The sequence below is a fragment of the Acidovorax sp. 100 genome, assembly GCF_003688355.1.
GTDB lineage: Bacteria > Pseudomonadota > Gammaproteobacteria > Burkholderiales > Burkholderiaceae_C > Acidovorax > Acidovorax delafieldii.
The window spans coordinates 145,715-162,844 of sequence record NZ_REFD01000001.1 but is presented as its reverse complement, the minus strand read 5'-3'; the positions used below and the strand labels follow the sequence as shown (position 1 = coordinate 162,844).

Annotated in this window: 18 protein-coding genes; 6 read left to right on the top strand and 12 right to left on the bottom strand. The window is 61.4% G+C overall.

The features are described 5' to 3' along the window. Positions 1 to 50: 50 nt before the first annotated feature. Together flgM and C8C96_RS00750 are read left to right on the top strand one after the other, a co-directional pair. The gene (gene flgM / locus C8C96_RS00755) at positions 51 to 371 is read left to right on the top strand and encodes a flagellar biosynthesis anti-sigma factor FlgM (protein WP_116748069.1); all 321 of its coding nucleotides are present in this window, start codon (positions 51 to 53) and stop codon (positions 369 to 371) included. A 42-nt stretch (positions 372 to 413) separates the two neighbouring features. Next, positions 414 to 785, top strand: coding sequence for a hypothetical protein (locus C8C96_RS00750; protein WP_108498214.1), 372 nt, complete (start codon positions 414 to 416; stop codon positions 783 to 785). 115 nt (positions 786 to 900) lie between these two features. Here C8C96_RS00750 and C8C96_RS00745 read toward each other — a convergent pair whose 3' ends face one another. The 10 genes from C8C96_RS00745 to C8C96_RS00700 all read right to left on the bottom strand — a co-directional run bounded on the left by C8C96_RS00745 (position 901) and on the right by C8C96_RS00700 (position 12,173). Then, positions 901 to 1,617, bottom strand: coding sequence for an RNA polymerase sigma factor FliA (locus C8C96_RS00745; protein ID WP_056065675.1), 717 nt, complete (start codon positions 1,615 to 1,617; stop codon positions 901 to 903). A gap of 166 nt (positions 1,618 to 1,783) precedes the next feature. Next, the gene (locus C8C96_RS00740; RefSeq protein ID WP_121941113.1) at positions 1,784 to 2,581 is read right to left on the bottom strand and encodes a hypothetical protein; all 798 of its coding nucleotides are present in this window, start codon (positions 2,579 to 2,581) and stop codon (positions 1,784 to 1,786) included. Next, entirely contained in the window at positions 2,574 to 4,070 is a 1,497-nt protein-coding gene (flhF, locus tag C8C96_RS00735) for a flagellar biosynthesis protein FlhF (RefSeq protein ID WP_121941112.1), read from the bottom strand. The genes C8C96_RS00740 and flhF overlap by 8 nt, the downstream gene beginning before the upstream one ends. Then, positions 4,067 to 6,148 carry a flagellar biosynthesis protein FlhA gene (gene flhA, locus C8C96_RS00730; protein ID WP_056065684.1) on the bottom strand — a complete coding sequence of 694 codons (2,082 nt, stop codon included), beginning with the start codon at positions 6,146 to 6,148 and terminating at the stop codon, positions 4,067 to 4,069. The genes flhF and flhA overlap by 4 nt, the downstream gene beginning before the upstream one ends. Then, complete coding sequence (locus C8C96_RS00725; protein ID WP_121941111.1) at positions 6,145 to 7,299, bottom strand: flagellar biosynthesis protein FlhB; 1,155 nt, start codon at positions 7,297 to 7,299, stop codon at positions 6,145 to 6,147. Before C8C96_RS00725 ends, flhA begins: the two co-directional genes overlap by 4 nt. Before the next feature lie 222 nt (positions 7,300 to 7,521). Next, complete coding sequence (locus tag C8C96_RS00720) at positions 7,522 to 8,139, bottom strand: protein phosphatase CheZ (protein WP_056065691.1); 618 nt, start codon at positions 8,137 to 8,139, stop codon at positions 7,522 to 7,524. A gap of 4 nt (positions 8,140 to 8,143) precedes the next feature. Then, on the bottom strand, positions 8,144 to 8,530 hold the full coding sequence (gene cheY, locus C8C96_RS00715; RefSeq protein ID WP_010466076.1) for a chemotaxis response regulator CheY: 387 nt from the start codon (positions 8,528 to 8,530) through the stop codon (positions 8,144 to 8,146). A gap of 72 nt (positions 8,531 to 8,602) precedes the next feature. Then, complete coding sequence (motB, locus tag C8C96_RS00710) at positions 8,603 to 9,535, bottom strand: flagellar motor protein MotB (RefSeq protein WP_056065694.1); 933 nt, start codon at positions 9,533 to 9,535, stop codon at positions 8,603 to 8,605. Between the two features lie 47 nt (positions 9,536 to 9,582). Continuing rightward, positions 9,583 to 10,443 carry a flagellar motor stator protein MotA gene (motA, locus tag C8C96_RS00705; RefSeq protein WP_056748020.1) on the bottom strand — a complete coding sequence of 287 codons (861 nt, stop codon included), beginning with the start codon at positions 10,441 to 10,443 and terminating at the stop codon, positions 9,583 to 9,585. A gap of 251 nt (positions 10,444 to 10,694) precedes the next feature. Next, complete coding sequence (locus C8C96_RS00700; RefSeq protein ID WP_121941110.1) at positions 10,695 to 12,173, bottom strand: flagellin; 1,479 nt, start codon at positions 12,171 to 12,173, stop codon at positions 10,695 to 10,697. A 325-nt stretch (positions 12,174 to 12,498) separates the two neighbouring features. On the opposite strand from C8C96_RS00700, the gene C8C96_RS00695 reads away from it, so the two are divergent. Continuing rightward, positions 12,499 to 13,974, top strand: coding sequence for a flagellin (locus tag C8C96_RS00695; RefSeq protein ID WP_121941109.1), 1,476 nt, complete (start codon positions 12,499 to 12,501; stop codon positions 13,972 to 13,974). 54 nt (positions 13,975 to 14,028) lie between these two features. On the opposite strand, the gene C8C96_RS24585 is transcribed toward C8C96_RS00695, so the two are convergent. After that, the gene (locus C8C96_RS24585; RefSeq protein WP_147455638.1) at positions 14,029 to 14,220 is read right to left on the bottom strand and encodes a hypothetical protein; all 192 of its coding nucleotides are present in this window, start codon (positions 14,218 to 14,220) and stop codon (positions 14,029 to 14,031) included. Here C8C96_RS24585 and fliD point away from each other — a divergent pair. From fliD to C8C96_RS00680, 3 genes are read left to right on the top strand one after another with little or no spacing between them, the layout of a single operon-like run. Next, on the top strand, positions 14,195 to 15,637 hold the full coding sequence (gene fliD, locus C8C96_RS00690) for a flagellar filament capping protein FliD (protein WP_121941108.1): 1,443 nt from the start codon (positions 14,195 to 14,197) through the stop codon (positions 15,635 to 15,637). The two genes, C8C96_RS24585 and fliD, sit on opposite strands and share 26 nt — an antisense overlap. A 60-nt stretch (positions 15,638 to 15,697) precedes the next feature. Continuing rightward, the gene (gene fliS, locus C8C96_RS00685) at positions 15,698 to 16,147 is read left to right on the top strand and encodes a flagellar export chaperone FliS (RefSeq protein WP_121941107.1); all 450 of its coding nucleotides are present in this window, start codon (positions 15,698 to 15,700) and stop codon (positions 16,145 to 16,147) included. A 2-nt stretch (positions 16,148 to 16,149) separates the two neighbouring features. Beyond that, positions 16,150 to 16,449 carry a flagellar protein FliT gene (locus C8C96_RS00680; protein WP_007860919.1) on the top strand — a complete coding sequence of 100 codons (300 nt, stop codon included), beginning with the start codon at positions 16,150 to 16,152 and terminating at the stop codon, positions 16,447 to 16,449. Positions 16,450 to 16,773: 324 nt separating this feature from the next. Here the strand turns inward: C8C96_RS00680 and fliE are convergent, their stop codons facing one another. After that, positions 16,774 to 17,085 carry a flagellar hook-basal body complex protein FliE gene (fliE, locus tag C8C96_RS00675; protein ID WP_056065729.1) on the bottom strand — a complete coding sequence of 104 codons (312 nt, stop codon included), beginning with the start codon at positions 17,083 to 17,085 and terminating at the stop codon, positions 16,774 to 16,776. Between the last annotated feature and the right edge of the window lie 45 nt (positions 17,086 to 17,130).

The following is a 17,130-nucleotide window of genomic DNA, read 5'->3' as shown; positions in this document are numbered from 1 at the left end:
GAAAACATTGCTACTGATGCCCCACATCCAACGGGGTGGTGGAGAGAGCGATGAAGATAGGTCAAACACCGGAACTGCCGGGCGGGTTGCCGCCGACGGGGCTTGCCAAGCAAGCCAAGGCCCCAGCCAGCGCTGCTGAAGGAGCCACCAAGGACGCACTGATGGCGTCATCCGCCGGTGTGCCTGTCACTGTGTCCACAGCAGCCCGGGCGCTCAGCCCTACCACTCGAAGCACGGCAGATTTTGACGCGGGTAAGGTCAAGGCAGTGCGCGCAGCCATCGAAAAGGGCGAATTCTCGGTCGACGCCGAAGCCATTGCCGACAAGCTGTTGTCCAACGCCCAGGAGATCCTGTCCCGCTCGCGGGGTTGACCGGCGTTTTGCTCCCGGGCGCAATCCATCGCACAATGCGCCATGTCTCTGGAAGAATCTCTCTCGGCTGTTGAGCAGCTGATCGAACAAGTCTCTGCCGCACTTCTCGCGGCCGACCCCACCTCCCTGGAAAAAAACAGCACGGCCTTGCGTGATGCAGCGGCCGATTTCTCGCGTGCGCTGGAGCAGGCGGCCGCGCGGGGGTTGCCCTTGCCAGCGTCGCTGCAAAAGCGCGCGGATGCGATCCGCAGCATGCTGATACTGCACCGTGAAAGCCTGGCCCGGCTTGCTGCCAGCACGGACCGCCAAGCCGCCGGCCTGTTGCCCCCCAATGCGGCGGCTACCTATGGCGATGGCCTGGGGGCGCGCGGAGCCGCGCCGGGTGTGGCGCGCATCTACCGCTCTGCAGGCTGAGCGGCATCCATTGTTCTGAAGGGGTTGTGGGCCCGGTCGCGAAAAGCGGCGGCCCGTCACCCTATGGCCCTGCGCAACGACCTGCGCGGCGCCTGGTGTCCGCCGGTGGGGGCGCTCAGTGCGCGCGCATCTTGGCCCGCAGCCGGGCAATGGACTGGCTGTGCAGCTGGCACACGCGCGACTCGGTAACGCCCAGCACGGCGGCAATTTCCTTGAGGTTCATGTCATGTTCGTAGTACATGCCCATGATGTGCTGCTCGCGCTCCGGCAGGGTCTTGATGGCGTTGACCAGTGACGTCTTGAGCCGTTGATCACGCAGCAGCTCCACCGGGTCAGCCGCACTGTCGGCAACGTGGCGGTCCAGAAACCCATCCTCGTCATCGTTGCCATGCGTCATGTCTTCGAGGTACACCAGCTGGGTGCCCCGGACCTTGCCCAGCAGATTCTGGTAGTCCGCCAGGCTCATGCCCATTTCGCTGGCTATTTCGGACTCCAGCGGGCTGCGTCCCAGCTTTTGCTCCAGCCGGTGCACAGCGTGTTCAATGTCTTTCTGGCTCTTGCGCGAGCTGCGGCTCATCCAGTCGCCCTCGCGCAGCTCGTCGAGCATGGCGCCCCGGATGCGTTGGGTGGCAAAGGTTTCAAACTGCACGCCCTGTGCCACTTCGTAGCGCGACAGGGCTTCGGCCAGCCCCATCATGCCGACCTGGATCAAGTCATCCAGCTCGACGTTGGGAGGCAGCTTGGCGATCATGTGGTGCGCAATCCTCCGGACCAGCGGTACGTGCTGGCGGATCATGGCATCGCGATCAAGCTGGCCTTTGGCGGTGTACATAGAGAGGGTGTTATGCACTGGTAGGGCGGGTATGCGATCTTGTTCTGGAGCCGCTTGGGGGTGCCATCACCCGATCTTTTTCCGCCGCCCGGGGCCAGCAACTTGCCAGACCGTGGGGAGCGTTTCGGGTCAACGTGCGTACGTAGAGGTGCATCACAGGCTCTGGTCAGTGGCTCCGGACAAAATGCGCAGGCATGCCTGTCAAGTTGCTGGGTGTCAGCGCAGCCAGCGCTCCGTTCATAGTGCCCGCATTTTCCAGCAGTTGCAAGGCCAGGCGCTGAAGCTCCTGGGGGTTCTGCGTGGCAATGGTGGTGCTTCGTATCGGGCCGCCCAGATGGCGCTCGGCACATGCCTGCAAGGTCATCAGTTGGGACTGGGCCTTGCGGCGTTCGGCGGCGGTGTTGCCGTGCAGCAAAGCGGCCACCATGCAGGGCAAGCCAGTGTGCAGCGCAATCTGCTTGAGGCTCTTGTAGCTGGTCATCACGCCCGCTGCGCCACTGCCCATGACCACCAGCGGCACCGTAGCCGTGTGGGTGAGCAGGGGCCCCAGGGTGGAGGCTGGTGCGTGAATCACCATGAGGCCGTAAGTCCTGAAGCAGGGCAGCAAGCTTTCCATGGGCGAGCGTGTGCTGTCGCTGGCCTTGCGGCTCAGGTGCTGCAGCCCCTTGGCCGCTGGAATCACGGCGAGGGAGGATGCGGTGGCGCCCAGGTTCAGGCTGGCGCCGTCATTCCACGTGGCATGTTGCAGCAGGTGCAGCAGCCCGGGGCTGTCGTCGGACTCCTGCGCCGTGCCGTCGAGCACCACCACCGGATAGCCCAGCCGCTGCAGGCTGGCGCAGATCTGCCATAGCGTTTCCAGGCCGCTCGCCGTGTTGCCCTGGCTGGCGACTGCCAGCAGCCGCAGCTCTGCCTGCGGGGTGAGGCTGTGCAGGCTGGCCGCCTGGTGAAAACCCAGATCAAGCATCGACCAGCCCCCCCTCCGTCACGGTGTCAGGAGAGTGCGAGAAGAAGAAGTTCAGGTCCGTGGCCTTGGGGTCGAAAGCCGACTTCGCCGGCGACCGCATGGAGGCGCTGATGAGCTGGTGGGCGTTGGCACGCTCCCAGTCCTCGGGCACGCGCTGGCCGTTGGTCACGCCGCGCAGCACCATCTGGTGGCGGATCAGTGCGTCGATGGCGGGGCCCAGCTTCACGGCCTCGTCCACCTTGGACAGGATGGCCTGTTGCGAGCCGTCGGTTTTGAAGGCGGTCAGCACGTCATCCAGCGTGTCGCCATGGCAGCCGGCGTTGAGCACGAGCAGGCGGTTCACATGGGGCAGGTCCAGCACATCCAGCATGTCGCGCTTGCGGGGGTCCCTCGGGGCCACGCCGGTGGTGTCGATCAACACCATTTTCTTGCCGCTGAGCAGGCCCAGCAGGTCTTGCAGCGCGGCACGGTCGTGCGCCAAGTGGGCCACGATGCCCAGCATGCGCCCGTAAGTGCGCAGTTGTTCGTGCGCGCCCACACGGTAGGTGTCCAGTGTGATCAGCCCCACACTGCCGGGGCCGTGGATGCGGGCGCACATGGCAGCCAGCTTGGCGGTGGTGGTGGTCTTGCCCACACCCGTAGAGCCCACCATGGCGAAGATGCCGCCCTGTTCATAAAGGGGGGGGGCGGCCTGGTCGGTCTTGAGGTTGCGTTCCAGCACCTCCATCAGCCAGCGCACCGATTCGCCCGCCGACAGGTCTTCGGGCATGCGTTCGAGCACGGCGCGGGCCAGCGACGGGGAGTATCCGGCACGGATCATCTTCAGCATCAGGTTGGACTGGATCGGGTTCTGGCGCGCCTGCCCCAGCCAGGCCAGCGTGTTGAAGCGGTCTTCGATCAGCTCTTTCATCGCGTGCAGCTCGTTCATCACGCTCTGCTGGTTGTTCGACTGGATCAGGTGGGCGCTGGGAGTTTCCTGTCGGCGGCGCGGTGGCTCGGGCGGGAGGTCCATCGGGATGGTGCGCAGCGGGTTGTGGCGTGCCACGGAGGGCGCTGGCATGCGTTCACGTTCTGGTTCCTGGTCGCGGCTGCGTTCAGACAGTGTCTGGGGTTCCGAGGGGCCATTCAGTGCCTCGTGGCGGCGGCGCAGCATGCGCTCGCGCACATAGTCTTGGAACGACAGCGTGCTCATGGCCAGCTGTTCGGTGTCTTCCTCGACCGGGTTGCGGCCCAGGCCCGACGCTGCTGCCGATTGGCTGGCGCGCTGTGGGGTGCTGCGCGCAGTGCTGGGCGCCAGCAGGGGCGGGTTGGACGAAGCGGTGGGCGCACCACCGTCCAGAGCCGACAGCGTGTCCTCGGCCGTGGCCACCACTTCCACGCCGTTGGCCGTGGGGCGGTTGGACAGAATCAGCGTGCCGTCGCCAAAGGCCATGCGCGCCTTGGCCAGAGCCTCCCGGGAGGTGGGGGCGGTAAAGCGTTTGATGTTCATGCTGATGCACCTTTAAGGATCGGCCCAATACGGATGGTGTGGGTCTCTGGAATTTCACTGTGTGCCAGCACCTGCAGGCGGGGCGCTACGCGGCGCACCAGGCGGGAGATGGCATTGCGGATCTGGTCGGGAACCAGCAGGCAGGCGGGCAGGCCCATCTCTTCCTGCTTGAGGGCCACTTCGGCGGCCTTTTGTGTGAGGATGTCGGCCACGCCGGGGTCGAGTGCGGGGCCTGCCGTGTTGCCCAGGGCTTGCACCAGTAGGCGCTCCAGGCCGGGCTCGATGGCAATGACGTTGAGCTCGCGGGTGGGGCCGTAGATCTGCTGGACGATGGCGGGCGAGAGCGCAATGCGCACGCGGCGGGCCAGTTCGACGGGGTCCGAGACGCCACCAGCATGCTCAGCCAGCGTTTCGATGATGGTGCGGATATCGCGGATGTGCACAGACTCTTCCAGCAGCAGCTGGAGGACTTTCTGGAACGTTGCGATGGAGACCATTTTCGGAACCACTTCTTCGATGAGCTTGGGGGCCAGCTTGGCCACGTGTTCCACCAGTTGCTGCGTTTCCGTGCGACTGAGGAGCTTGGCGGCTTGCACTTGCATCAAGTGTGACAAATGGGTGGCCATCACGGTTTCGGAATCAACGACGGTAAAACCGGCCATTTGTGCGGCTTCCTTTTGCCGATCGTCGATCCAGTGTGCTGGCAGGCCAAAGGCAGGGTCGGTGGTGGCCGTGCCGATCAGCGGCGTGGTGATGCCGCCGGGGTTGATGGCCAGAAACATGCCAGGGAAGGCTTCGCCCTCGCCCACCACCACGCCGCGCAGCGTGATGCGGTAGCCGCTGGGCTTGAGTTCGAGGTTGTCACGTACGTGCACGGCAGGGGGCAGGAAGCCGACTTCCTGTGCAAACTTGCGGCGCACGCCCTTGATGCGGGTGAGCAGGTCGCCCTGGCGGCTCTTGTCCACCAGGCTGATGAGGCGGTAGCCCAGTTCCAGGCCCAGCAGGTCCACGGGCTGCAAGTCGTCCCAGGTGGCTTCGCCATCGGTGGCGGGTGGCGGTGGGGCTTCGACCACCGGGGGAACCTTCTGGCGCTCATACATTACCCAGGCGCCGTAGCCCAGCAGGCTGCCCATGGTCAGGAACACCACATGTGGCATGCCGGGGATCAAACCCAGCAGGATCAGGATGCCTGCCGTCACACCCAGCACGCGGGGCGACATGAACAGCTGCTGAACGATCTGGCGGCCCATGTCGTGGTCCTTGCCCACGCGCGAGATCACCATGGCGGCTGCCACCGAAATCAGCAGGCCGGGAATCTGTGCCACCAGCGCATCGCCAATGGCCAGCAGGATGTAGCTGTCTGCGGCCTGCTTGGCCGACAGGTCGTGTTGCAACACACCAATGGCGAAGCCGCCAATGATGTTGATGAGCAGGATCAGGATGCCCGCCACGGCGTCGCCGCGCACGAACTTGGACGCGCCGTCCATGGAGCCGAAGAAGTTGGCTTCTTCCGCCACTTCGGCGCGGCGGCGCTTGGCTTCCTTCTCATCGATCAGCCCGGCGTTCAGGTCGGCATCCACCGCCATCTGCTTGCCGGGCATGGCGTCCAGGGTGAAGCGCGCCGACACTTCGGCAATGCGCTCGGCGCCCTTGGTGATCACCACGAAGTTGATCACCACGAGGATCGCAAAAACGATCAGGCCGACGGCGAAGTTGCCGCCGATCAGGAAGTGGCCGAAGGCCTCGATCACTGCACCCGCTGCGCCAGGGCCCTGGTGGCCTTCGAGCAGCACCACGCGCGTAGAGGCCACGTTCAGCGACAGGCGCATCAGTGTGGTCAGCAGCAGCACCGAAGGGAATGCCGCGAAGTCCAGCGGACGCAGCATGTACGCCGCCACCATCATCACCATCAGCGCGACGGCGATGTTGAGCGTGAAAAATGCATCCAGCAGCCACGGGGGGATGGGCAGCACCATCAGCGCCAGAATCGCCACCACCAGCAGTGGTGCCGACAGGCCCTGCAGGGCGCTGGCATTGGTGCCCGCCCATTGCTGCAAAGACTTTACGGAGGTGTTCATACGGCAGCACCTTGCACCGTGGTGCGGTTCAGCGGATCGAGTTCAGGCGGCACGAAAGGCTCCACCAGGCTGTCGGGCATGCGGCCTTCGCCACGCAGGGCTGCCTTGAGGCGGTACACATAGGCCAGCACCTGGGCAACGGCGGTGTAGAGCGTCGCGGGGATGGCCTGGTCCAGCTCGGCATGGGCATACAGCGCACGGGCCAGCATGGGCGACTGCAGCACGGGCACGTTGTGCTCCTTGGCCACGTCGCGGATCTTCATGGCGATGAGGTCGGTGCCGCGCGAGATGACCTGGGGCGCACTCATGGTCTTCTCGTCGTATTTGAGGGCCACGGCGTAGTGGGTGGGGTTCATCACCACAAAGTCGGCCTTGGGGACGGCGCCTACGCTGGCCCGGTCGGCGATCTCGCGCTGCTTCTGGCGGATGCGGCCCTTGGTGTGGGGGTTGCCGTCAGACTCCTTGTGCTCCTGCTTGACTTCCTCGTGCGACATCTTCAGTCGTTCCTTGAAGAAGAACGCCTGCAAAGGCACATCCACCAAGGCAGCCAGAAACACGACCAGCAGCAACAGGCTCATGCCCGAGGTCAGCCAGTCTGCAATCTGGCGAATGGCGAGCGGCGAGGGTTGCAGCACCAGCATGGCGACCGTTTCGAGGCTGTTGCCCAGGAACTTCCAGGCCACATAGGTCAGGATGGCCGTCATCAGCACCATCTTGGCCACGTTGGCCATCTGCTGCTTGGAAAACAGGTTGGCCAGTCCGGAGATCGGGTTGAGTCGGTTGAACTGCGGTGTGATGGGCTTGGCACTGAGAATCCAGCCGCCCGCTCCGATGGCGCTGATCAGCCCCGCAGCGCTGGTGAGGGTGGCAAACACCGTGCTGGCCACCAAGCCCACGATGACCATGTCCTGCAGCCGCGAGAGCATGGTGCCTGGCGCCATCACCGTGGCCGAATTGAACGCCAGCTGCTGGCTCATGGCCCACTGCATGCGGTCCATCAGCTGTGGGGCCAGCAGTAGCATGCATGCGGCGCCCGCGCCCAGGATGGCCAGGTGCGACAAGTCGCGCGAGCGTGCCCCTTGGCCGTCTTCGCGCGCTTTTTGCAGCTTGCGTTCTGACGCGGGGAGGCTTTTTTCTTGGCTGGATTCCATGGTGGCATGACGGCTGGTGTCATGCCATTGTCGTGAGCGACCTGGAAATCTAAAGGCTGATAAGGGGGCTGCAGCCCCCTCTTTTCGGTGGTGCCTGGGGTGTGTCTAGTGGCGGTTCTGTGTCTGACCTGCACCGTGGATTGCTGCCATTGTTTTCAAAAATGATAGCAATCAAGGCATATTGCACTAGCGCCCCAGGGCTGCCGGACTGAAAACGGAGCGTCAGAAGCCCAGACTGGCCAGCAGGTCGTCCACCTGGGACTGGTCGGTGACCACGTCGGGGGTGTTCTCCGGGTCCACCACCGGGCCCTGAAGATGCGCTGCGCGGGCGGGCTCGGCGGGCACCTGGGCGCTGGGCGGAGCCGTCTGGATGAGCAGTTGCACCAGCTGCTCTTCAATGGTGGCTGCCAGGTTCACCACGCGCGCAATCACCTGGCCGGTGAGGTCGTGAAAATCCTGCGCCATCATGATTTCGGTGAGGTGCGTGTCGGCTTCCTTGGTCACGCGCTCCACATCGGTCAGAAAGTTGAAGATCTCGCCCTTGGCCACAGCCGCCACCGGGTCGGCCACCAGCGAGTTGACGACCCGGCGCGTTTCCGCCGCAATGTAGTCGTGCTGGGCCTTGGCCTGTTCGACGCGGTTGAGCACCTTCTCGGCCGCTTCTCCCGTCAGGCGGGCGATATAGGAAAGTCGGCTCTGCGCGTCGGGGAGCTCGCCCATGGAGCCGCGCAGCTTGTCGGCATAACCCAGCTCGTTGAGCGAATCGTGAAGCTGACGTGTCAGCAGGCCAATCTTGTGATGAACATCGGCAGGCTGGCTGTTGTCCGGTGTGTCGTCCATGGTGTCATAACCCCATCTTCTTCAGAATCAAGGTCACTTTCTCTTCCAGAGTTGCCTTGGTGAAGGGTTTGACGATGTAACCCGCAGCGCCTCCCTGGGCGGCGGCAACGATGTCTTCCTTGCGGGCTTCGGCGGTCACCATCAGGACGGGCAGGTGTTTGAGCTTGTCGTCCTTCTTGATCTCGGCCAGCAGCTGGAAGCCGTTCATGTTGGGCATGTTGATGTCGGTCACCACAAAGTCAAACTTGCTGTTGCGCAGCTTGTTGAGTGCGGCGACACCATCCTCGGCCTCGTCGGCGTCTGCAAACCCGCTCTCCTTGAGCAGGTTGCGAACGATGCGTCGCATGGTGGAGAAGTCGTCAACGATCAAAAAACGAAGGGCTGTGGTCACTTGGGACCCTTTCAGTCGAGATTTACTGTAAGCATTGTCATGGGTGGCAGGTTTGGTGACAAGTCGTAACTGTTACCTGCTTGGGGGGGGATTTTCCCGCTTTTCCGTCAACAGTTCTGTGGACGTGATTTCAGGAATCCCTTTGCCCATGAGGCGTTCTTCGGCCTCCCGGGTCAACACCGTGATGGTGATGCGCCGGTTGGAGGGGGAGCGTGGGTTCTTGGGGTCCAGCAGATCACTGGCGGCCAAGCCCACCACGCGGCCCAGTTTAGCGTCTGGCATGCCAGCAGAGACCAGTTCCCGCCGCGAGGCGTTGGCGCGATCTGCCGATAGCTCCCAGTTGCTGTAACCCTTTTCGCTGTTGCCATAAGGTACGGCGTCGGTGTGGCCTGCAAGGCTGATGCGGTTTTCGACGCCACCGAGGGCTGCGCCAATTTCGCGCAGGATGTCGCGCATGTAGGGTTTTACCAACGCGCTACCGCTGTCGAACATGGGGCGGTTCTGGTCGTCGATGATCTGGATCTGCAGCCCATCGGGCGTGATGTCGATGCGGATCTGCGACTTGTACTCATTCAGGCGCGGGTTCTCGGTGATCAGCGCATCGATCTTGGCCTCCAGGGCCTTGATGCGTTCCTGGTCCTGCTTGGCCCGTTCTGCCCGTGCGGCATCGATGCTCATGCGGCGCTGCTTGGCTTCTTCCACATCGGAGCGGCGCACTTGACCATGCACCTTGGCCAGATCGTTGCCGCCACCAGGGATGACGCTGGAGCTGTTGCCTGCACCGTCGCCTCCGGTCATCGCCACTTTGAGCGGCGAAGCGAAATACGCCGCAATGCCCTGCAGCTCACCCTTGGCCGTGGAGCCCAAAAGCCACATCAGCAAGAAGAACGCCATCATCGCCGTCACAAAGTCGGCATAAGCGATCTTCCAGGCGCCACCATGCACCGCGTGGCCGCCTTTCTTGACGCGCTTGATGATGATGGGCTGGAGTTTCTTTTCTGCCATGGTGGTGGTGGGGTGTTACGGCGCGGCTACGGCATTCGCGGCAGCTGCTACTTCTTGCCCTTCACGTGTCCTTCCAGCTCCGAGAAGCTGGGGCGTACGTTGGAGAACAGCACCTTGCGGCCAAACTCAATGGCGGTGGCTGGGTTGTAGCCCTGCATGCTGGCCAGCAGGGTGGACTTGATGCACTGCAGTTCCTTGGCAGCGTCCTCGGTCTTTTGCTCGACGAGTCCGCCCAGGGGTTCCACCACGCCGTAGGCCAGCAAGATGCCCAGGAACGTGCCCACCAGCGCCGAACCGATCATGCCGCCCAGCACGGAGGGCGGCTGGCCCACCGAGCCCATGGTGTTCACCACCCCCAGCACGGCGGCCACGATCCCGAAGGCGGGCAGGGCGCCTGCAAGGCGCGCCAAGGCGGCCACCGGGGCGTGTGCTTCCTGGTGGTGGGTGTCGATCTCGCTGTCCATGAGCGCTTCGATCTCATGGGAATTCAGGTTGCCCGACACCATCATGCGCAGATAGTCGGTGGTGAACTCGATCACGTGGTGGTCGCTGCCCACCGTGGGGTATTTCTTGAAGATCTCGGACTCGTGGGGTGTTTCCACATCCTTTTCAATCGCCATCAGACCTTCCTTGCGGGCCTTTTGCAGGATGTCATAGAGCATCGCCATCAGCTCCATGTAGCGCTCTTTCGTGTATTTGGAACCCTTGAGCGCCATCGGCAGTGCGGCCAGGGTGGCCTTGATCACCTTGGGCTGGTTGTTCACCACAAATGCGCCCAGTGCGCCGCCCAAAATGGTGATGATCTCAAACGGCAGTGCCTTGAGAATCACGCTGATATTGCCCCCGTGCACGATGTACACACCGAAGATGCAGCCGAGGCAGACGACGTAACCGATGATGACAAACATGCTTTAGACGTGTAGGGCGCTGCTGAACAATAGAGGTGGCTCTCGCAAGACCACAGACGCTGTTTTACCTAAGGTTACTGCAAATGTATCGGATTGCTGAGTACGAAATGCAGCAATGAGCCGCACGCCGCTGGCGGGTCGACACTGAGGCTAGCTAAGGGCATGGGTAAAAAAAAGAGGCCAAATGGGCCTCTGGTGCTCAAGAGCTGGGCATCGTCTTTCAACCGTTCGATGCAGCTATGGGTCACCTGTTACCCCTTGAGCAGGGCCAACACGCCTTGCGGTATCTGGTTTGCTTGAGCCACCATCGCAGTCCCCGCCTGCTGCAGGATCTGCGCGCGTGACAGGTTGGCGGTTTCTGCCGCAAAGTCGGCATCCTGAATGCGACTGCGCGAGGCAGACATGTTTTCTGAAGAAAGCTGCAAGTTCGAGATGGTGGTCTCGAATCTGGCCTGAAGCGCGCCGAAGCTGGCGCGCTGACCATTGACTGCAGCCAGGGCCGAATCGATGATCTTCAGTGCCTTGGTAGAACCATCGACGGTGGAAACATCAATGACGTTCACGGCGTTCAATGTGGATGCCGTTGCCGTCACCGGAGGTGTGCCAGTCAGGTTGGTGATGGCAAAGCCTTTGTCTGAACTCATCTCCAGGTATCCGGTGGCTGTCGCAAAACCGCCTGCAGGTGCTGCGGCAACACCCGCAACAAAGGTAGGGGTTCCGGTGGTTGCCGAAGTCGCCGCATCGTAGGCGCCCAGGGCGATGGTGTTGCCTGCGAGGGAGTTGTTCTGGATCTGGATGTTTGCGCCCGATTCGTTGATCAGCACAATTCCATTGCCTGCGTCGTTGAGCTTGGCGGTGATGCCGGTTTGCGACGATACATCGTTGAAGCCCTTGATGGCCTCTGCCAAGCCTGCGGCGGTAGCACCGGCGGCAGACACGCTAAACGTGACGTTGGCGGCGGTTGTGTTGTCCCCTTTCACAGCCAACGAATATGAGCCAGAAGCTGCAAATGTGGTCAATTCGACCTGGTTGCGCGCGCTCGCTGTAACGCCTGTCGCTTCGGAGAGTGCATTGATCTTGGCGGCAGCCGTTGCCATGGTGTCGGCCGCCGTGAGCGTCACCGTCTTGGTTTGCAGTCCAGCGACGTCGAAGGTGCCAGTCAACGGAGTGGGGGCGGCAGCTGCTGTTACTACCACGGGCGCCGATTGCTTGAGCTGAGCACCGTAGGTGGTCGTGCGGAAGTTCCCGGTGGTGGCTGTGATGGTCTGGTTTGCGTTCGCGCCCACCTGGAAAGTGGCGGTGCCGAACGATCCATCCAGCAGCTTCTGGCCGTTGAATTCTGTCGAAACGGAAATTCTGTCCAGCTCGGAGAGGAGCTGGCCCACTTCAGCCTGAATGGCTTTGCGGTCGCCTGCTGAATTGGACGCGTTGGCCGATTGCACAGACAATTCACGCACCCGCTGCAAGATGTTGCTGGCTCCGGCAAGGGCGCCTTCCGCGACCTGGGCCAGTGAAATGCCGTCATTGGCATTGCGCACCGCTTGGTTCAAGCCCCGAATCTGGGTGGTGAAGCGCTCGGAAATGGCCAAGCCAGCAGCGTCATCCTTGGCGCTGTTGATGCGCAGACCCGACGACAGGCGCTGGATGGAGGTATTGAGCGAGGACTGGCTCATGCCCAGGTTGCGCTGGGCGGTCAGGGAGCTGACGTTGGTATTGATAGTGGCGGCCATGGATATGCTCCTAAAAGGCTTGAAAAACCAAATCTGCGCCGGTAGAAGCCCCACCGTCCGGCAGACAAGACGGGAACGATGGGTGAATTGTGAAAGTCGAGCGCGGTGCGTGGTGCTGCGATAAAGCGCACAAAAACCCTGCAACTTGTGCGTTTCGCCCTAAAGTTTTCGCCGCAGTGTCCGAAAACATTTGCAACGGGACGTAAATGCCCGCCGTTCATCAGAAGGCCATGTCGGCGCTGTGAACCGTATGGCCGGGTGCCTTGCCTGGCACCAGGTTGGCGGCAACGCCATATTCAGTCAGTTCTTTTCAGGAGATTTGCAAATGGCAGCTACCATCAACACCAACGTCAGTTCCTTGACCGCACAGCGCAATCTGGGCATGAGCCAGGCCTCGCTCAATACCTCCATCCAGCGCCTGTCGTCGGGTCTGCGTATCAACAGCGCCAAGGATGATGCTGCTGGCTTGGCCATTTCCGAGCGCTTTACATCGCAGATCCGTGGCCTGAACCAGGCGGTGCGCAATGCCAATGACGGCATTTCGTTGGCGCAAACGGCTGAGGGCGCACTCAAGGCCTCCGGCGATATCCTGCAGCGTGTGCGTGAACTGTCTGTGCAGTCCGCCAATGCAACCAACTCCGCTGGCGATCGTAAGGCCATTCAGGCTGAAGTGGGCCAGCTGCTGTCTGAGCTGGACCGCATCTCCACTACGACCGAATTCAACGGCCAGAAGCTGCTGGACGGTTCGTTTGGCTCGGCTACTTTCCAGGTTGGCGCCAATGCCAACCAGACCATCACAGCCACCACCGGGAACTTCCGCACGACCACCTACGGTGCTCAGCTGAAGCAGTCGGCACCGGTTGTCGTCGCCGCCGCAGCCGCCGCGACTGCGCTGACGGGTACCTTTGACATCGCCGGTCTGCAGACCAAGACGGTGACCCTCACTGCGACTGACACCATGGCAACGGCTGCAGCAAAAATCAATGCTCAGTCGGAGGCTACGGGTGTTACAGCAAGTGCGCGCAACCAAGTGGAGTTAACCAACTTTGCAGCTTCCGGTTCTTACTCGCTGGCTGTCAAGGGGGACAACACGACCGCTGCCAACGTCACATTCAGCGTGAGTGCAGCGGGTGCTACGGCGGCAGGGCTGGCGGAGACCGTCAAGGCGTTCAACGATGTGTCTTCGCAGACAGGGATTTCTGCAAAACTGAACGCTGGCGGAAACGGCGTGGTCCTTGTGAACGAATCGGGCGCAGATATTCAGGTTCAAAACAATTCGGCTGCTGGCAATACCATCTCGGTGGGTGCTTACGATGCGGTTACATCGGCTACCTCGGGTACTGCCACTTTTGTTGCCGGTGTGGCTGCTGCTCCTGCAGGTGGGTATGCCACCGCACGTGGGTACCTGGAGATGAATTCTGACAAGGGCTTCTCGATCGGGAATCTCACGGGCACTCCTCCTGTCACTGCCTCGGCGTCTACGCTGAACGCGGTGAATACCATCGATGTGTCTACGGTTGATGGTTCCACTAAGGCGCTGAAGATCATTGATTCGGCTTTGTCTGCGGTTAACGGCCAGCGGGCCAGCTTCGGTGCTCTGCAGTCGCGCTTTGAGACCACCGTGAACAACCTGCAAAGCACTTCCGAAAACATCTCTGCCTCGCGTGGCCGCATCCAGGATGCGGACTTCGCGGCAGAAACTGCCAACCTGTCACGAGCACAGATCCTGCAGCAGGCTGGTACGGCAATGGTGGCTCAGGCCAACCAGCTGCCACAGGGTGTTCTGGCCCTCCTGCGCTGATCATCTTTGGTGGGGGTGAAGAGGCGGAGCGGGTTTGTGAAACAAGCTCGCTCCTCACAGGGCGGAGGCGACTTGGTCGTCGCCGCTTTCTGCGTTTTGCCAATCGCGCAGCAACGGGGTAGATTGGCGGCTTTCTGGGGTGCTTTTTGGCTGGCTGCCCGAATCAAAGGCCTTGATAATTTGTGGCGGTTCAACCCGGTATGGATTCAGGAGGTGGAATATGGCTAGCTTTTCATCAATAGGCATCGGTCTGGGCGGAAATGTGGATGTCAATGGGCTGATCAAGGCCTCGGTCGATGCTGTCAAGGTCCCCATCACCAAGACCAACGGCCTGAATCAGCAGGCGGCCATGACGAATGCCAAGGTGTCTGCCTTTGGCCAATTCAAGTCCCTAGTTTCCACGCTTGCTGATGCCGCTAGCAAGCTAACCAGCGTCACAGGCTGGAATGGGGTGAGCGCCACATCGTCCAAATCCGATGCGGTGTCGGTTTCTGCCGTGGGTGGTGCTGCCGCCACATCTTTCAACGTGCAGGTTCAGAACTTGGCCAAGGCGCAATCCACTATTTCGGTGGCGTTGTCGCCCGTCAGTCAGGCCGTCGGGGCGGGCACATTGACCTTTGATATTGGCAAGTGGTCCGGGGAGCCCAAGGTGTTCACTCTGGGCGGCGCGGGAACAGTCAACGTCGAAATCAGCGCGACGGATACGCTGGGGGACGTGGCGAGCAAGATCAACGGATCCAAGGCGGGCGTCACCGCCACGGTGTTGAGCGATGCTTCCGGTGAGCGCCTGATGCTGCGCAGCACCTCGACGGGCGAAGATGCTGGGTATCGGGTGAGTGCGGTGGATGCCGACGGCAATATGTCAGACTCTGCTGGGCTGTCGCGGCTGGTCGTGGGCGGCACGACCGAGTACGCTGCTAACGCAAATGCCACAGTGAATGGCGTTGCCGTCACCTCTGCCACGAATTCCTTTTCCAACACCGTTGCTGGGGTGACCTTTACGGCTTTGCAGGTCACAACAGGAGATGTTGCCATCACCGTGGCCAAGGACAACTCTGCCGTCAAAAAGAATGTAGAGGCCTTCGTGAGCGCGTACAACGCGATCAACCAGGCCCTGAATGAGGTTACGAAGTACGATGCAGGCACCAAGACGGCGGGTTTGCTGCAAGGGGATAGTGCTGCCGTGACCTTGCAGAACACCTTGCGCATGGCGCTGCAGTCCGTCAATAGCTCGGGCGCGTTGCGCAATCTGTCTGCAGTGGGGGTGGTATCGGAGGGCGGGTTGGGTAACGTGTCGCCGACCGGGAATTTGACGCTGGATGCGACCAAATTCAACAAGGCCATGGAAAACCCTGATGATGTCAAAACCTTCTTCCGCGGCCCGGATGGTGGCAGTGTGGAAGACGGCTTTGCGGGGAAGTTCAAGGCCTTCACGAACAAATTGCTGGCAAACGACGGGTTCTTTGCTAGCAAGGCAAAAATCTATGAGCAATCCCTCAAGCTCAATGCCAAGGATGTGGAGACGATCAATGATCGTGCGGATCGCCTGGAAAAGAGCTTGACGGCGCGTTTCAGTGCGCTGGATACAAAGATGTCGAGCTTGAATGCCTTGAACGCGTACATCTCGCAGCAGGTGACTGCCTGGAATAAATCATCGGGTTGAGCGCTTCAGTTTTTTTGGCTGTGGCCGATAACTAAAGTAATACTCGCAAGGACTTTCAGCATGTTCAGCGCCTACAGCCCCCGTACAGCCAACGCCTACCAGCGCATCAACGTAGAAACCAGCATGCACACGATCGACCAGCACCAGTTGGTCAGTCTGTTGTATGAGGGTGTTCTCAATTCCATTGCAACAGCGCGGGGCGCTTTGGCGCGTGGCGATGTGTTGGGCAAGGTAACCAGTATTTCCAAAGCCATCCGTATCCTTGAGGAGGGCTTGAACACAGCGCTTGACAGGGTGGATGGTGGCGCACTGGCGGAGAACCTGGGTGCGCTTTATGACTACTGCATCCATCGCCTTACGCTGGCCAATGCCCGTAACGACGACGCCATGATGCAAGAAGTCATGCGCCTGATCGAGCCCGTGGCAACCGGGTGGAATGAAATCAAGAAATCGGGTGCCGGTGCTTCCGAAACGCCCGCCTCGGGCCAGCCCGTGCTGGTGGAGGCCTGACCATGTCTCACATGCTGATTGACTATTACAAGGCGATTGAAGACAGCAGCGCCAAGATGCTAGAGGCTGCCAAGCTCAAGGATTGGGATGGTGTGGTGCGCTATGAAGGCGCCTGTGCCGTGCTGATCGAGCAACTGCGCTTCAAGTCGCAAGAGCACGAATTGCTGCCTGAGCACCGCCGTGAGAAGACCCGCATCATGCAGCGCATCTTGCGCAACGATGCGCAGATCCGCTGCCTGGCAGAGCCTTGGCTCGCGCAGTTCGAGCATCTGTTCGAGGGGCAGCCCCAGATGATGCACTGAGTGTGGGCAGCGCAACACGCCCGGGCTGCTGTGTGCGGCAGCGGCCTAGCGGTCAAAGGTGGTTGCTTGTTAGGGCTGGGATGGCCGGATTAGCGGAGCACCCGGGTGAGGGGGGGCGTCCAGTGGGTGCCAAAGTGCGCGGTGCTGAACCTGTCGCTACTTCGACCGCCAAGCGCCTCTGGGTCAAAAAATGCACTAAATGTGCCTGAGGCGCTAGTGCAGCATTTCTTTGCTGCTATCAAAAATATAGTTTCTTGTGTTGGCGCAGCGCAGTGCCACACGGCTGCCCCGTTGAGAACGGGGCCTTCATGCTTCGCCAGCAGCTCACACCTGCATGTTCATGATGTCGGTGTACGCCTGCACCATGCGATTGCGCACGTGCAGTGTGGCTTGAAAGCCGATTTGCGCCTTCTGGATAGCCACCATGGTCTCTTCCAGACTCACGGAGGGGTTTTCCATTTGCACCTCCTTTTGCATCTCGGAAGATTTGTTCTGCGCGGCACTCACTGACTGCAATGCGCCCTTGAGCGCGCCGGAGAAGCCGACTTCATTGCCCGTGGTTTGCGGCGCTGCAGCACGGCGCGCGACGCCAGCGCCCGTCAGCGGGGCGGTTGAGCTGGAGATGCGAAGGTCCATGGCGGTATCCGTAGGGGAATGGCGGTATGCTGCGTATCCTAGCTA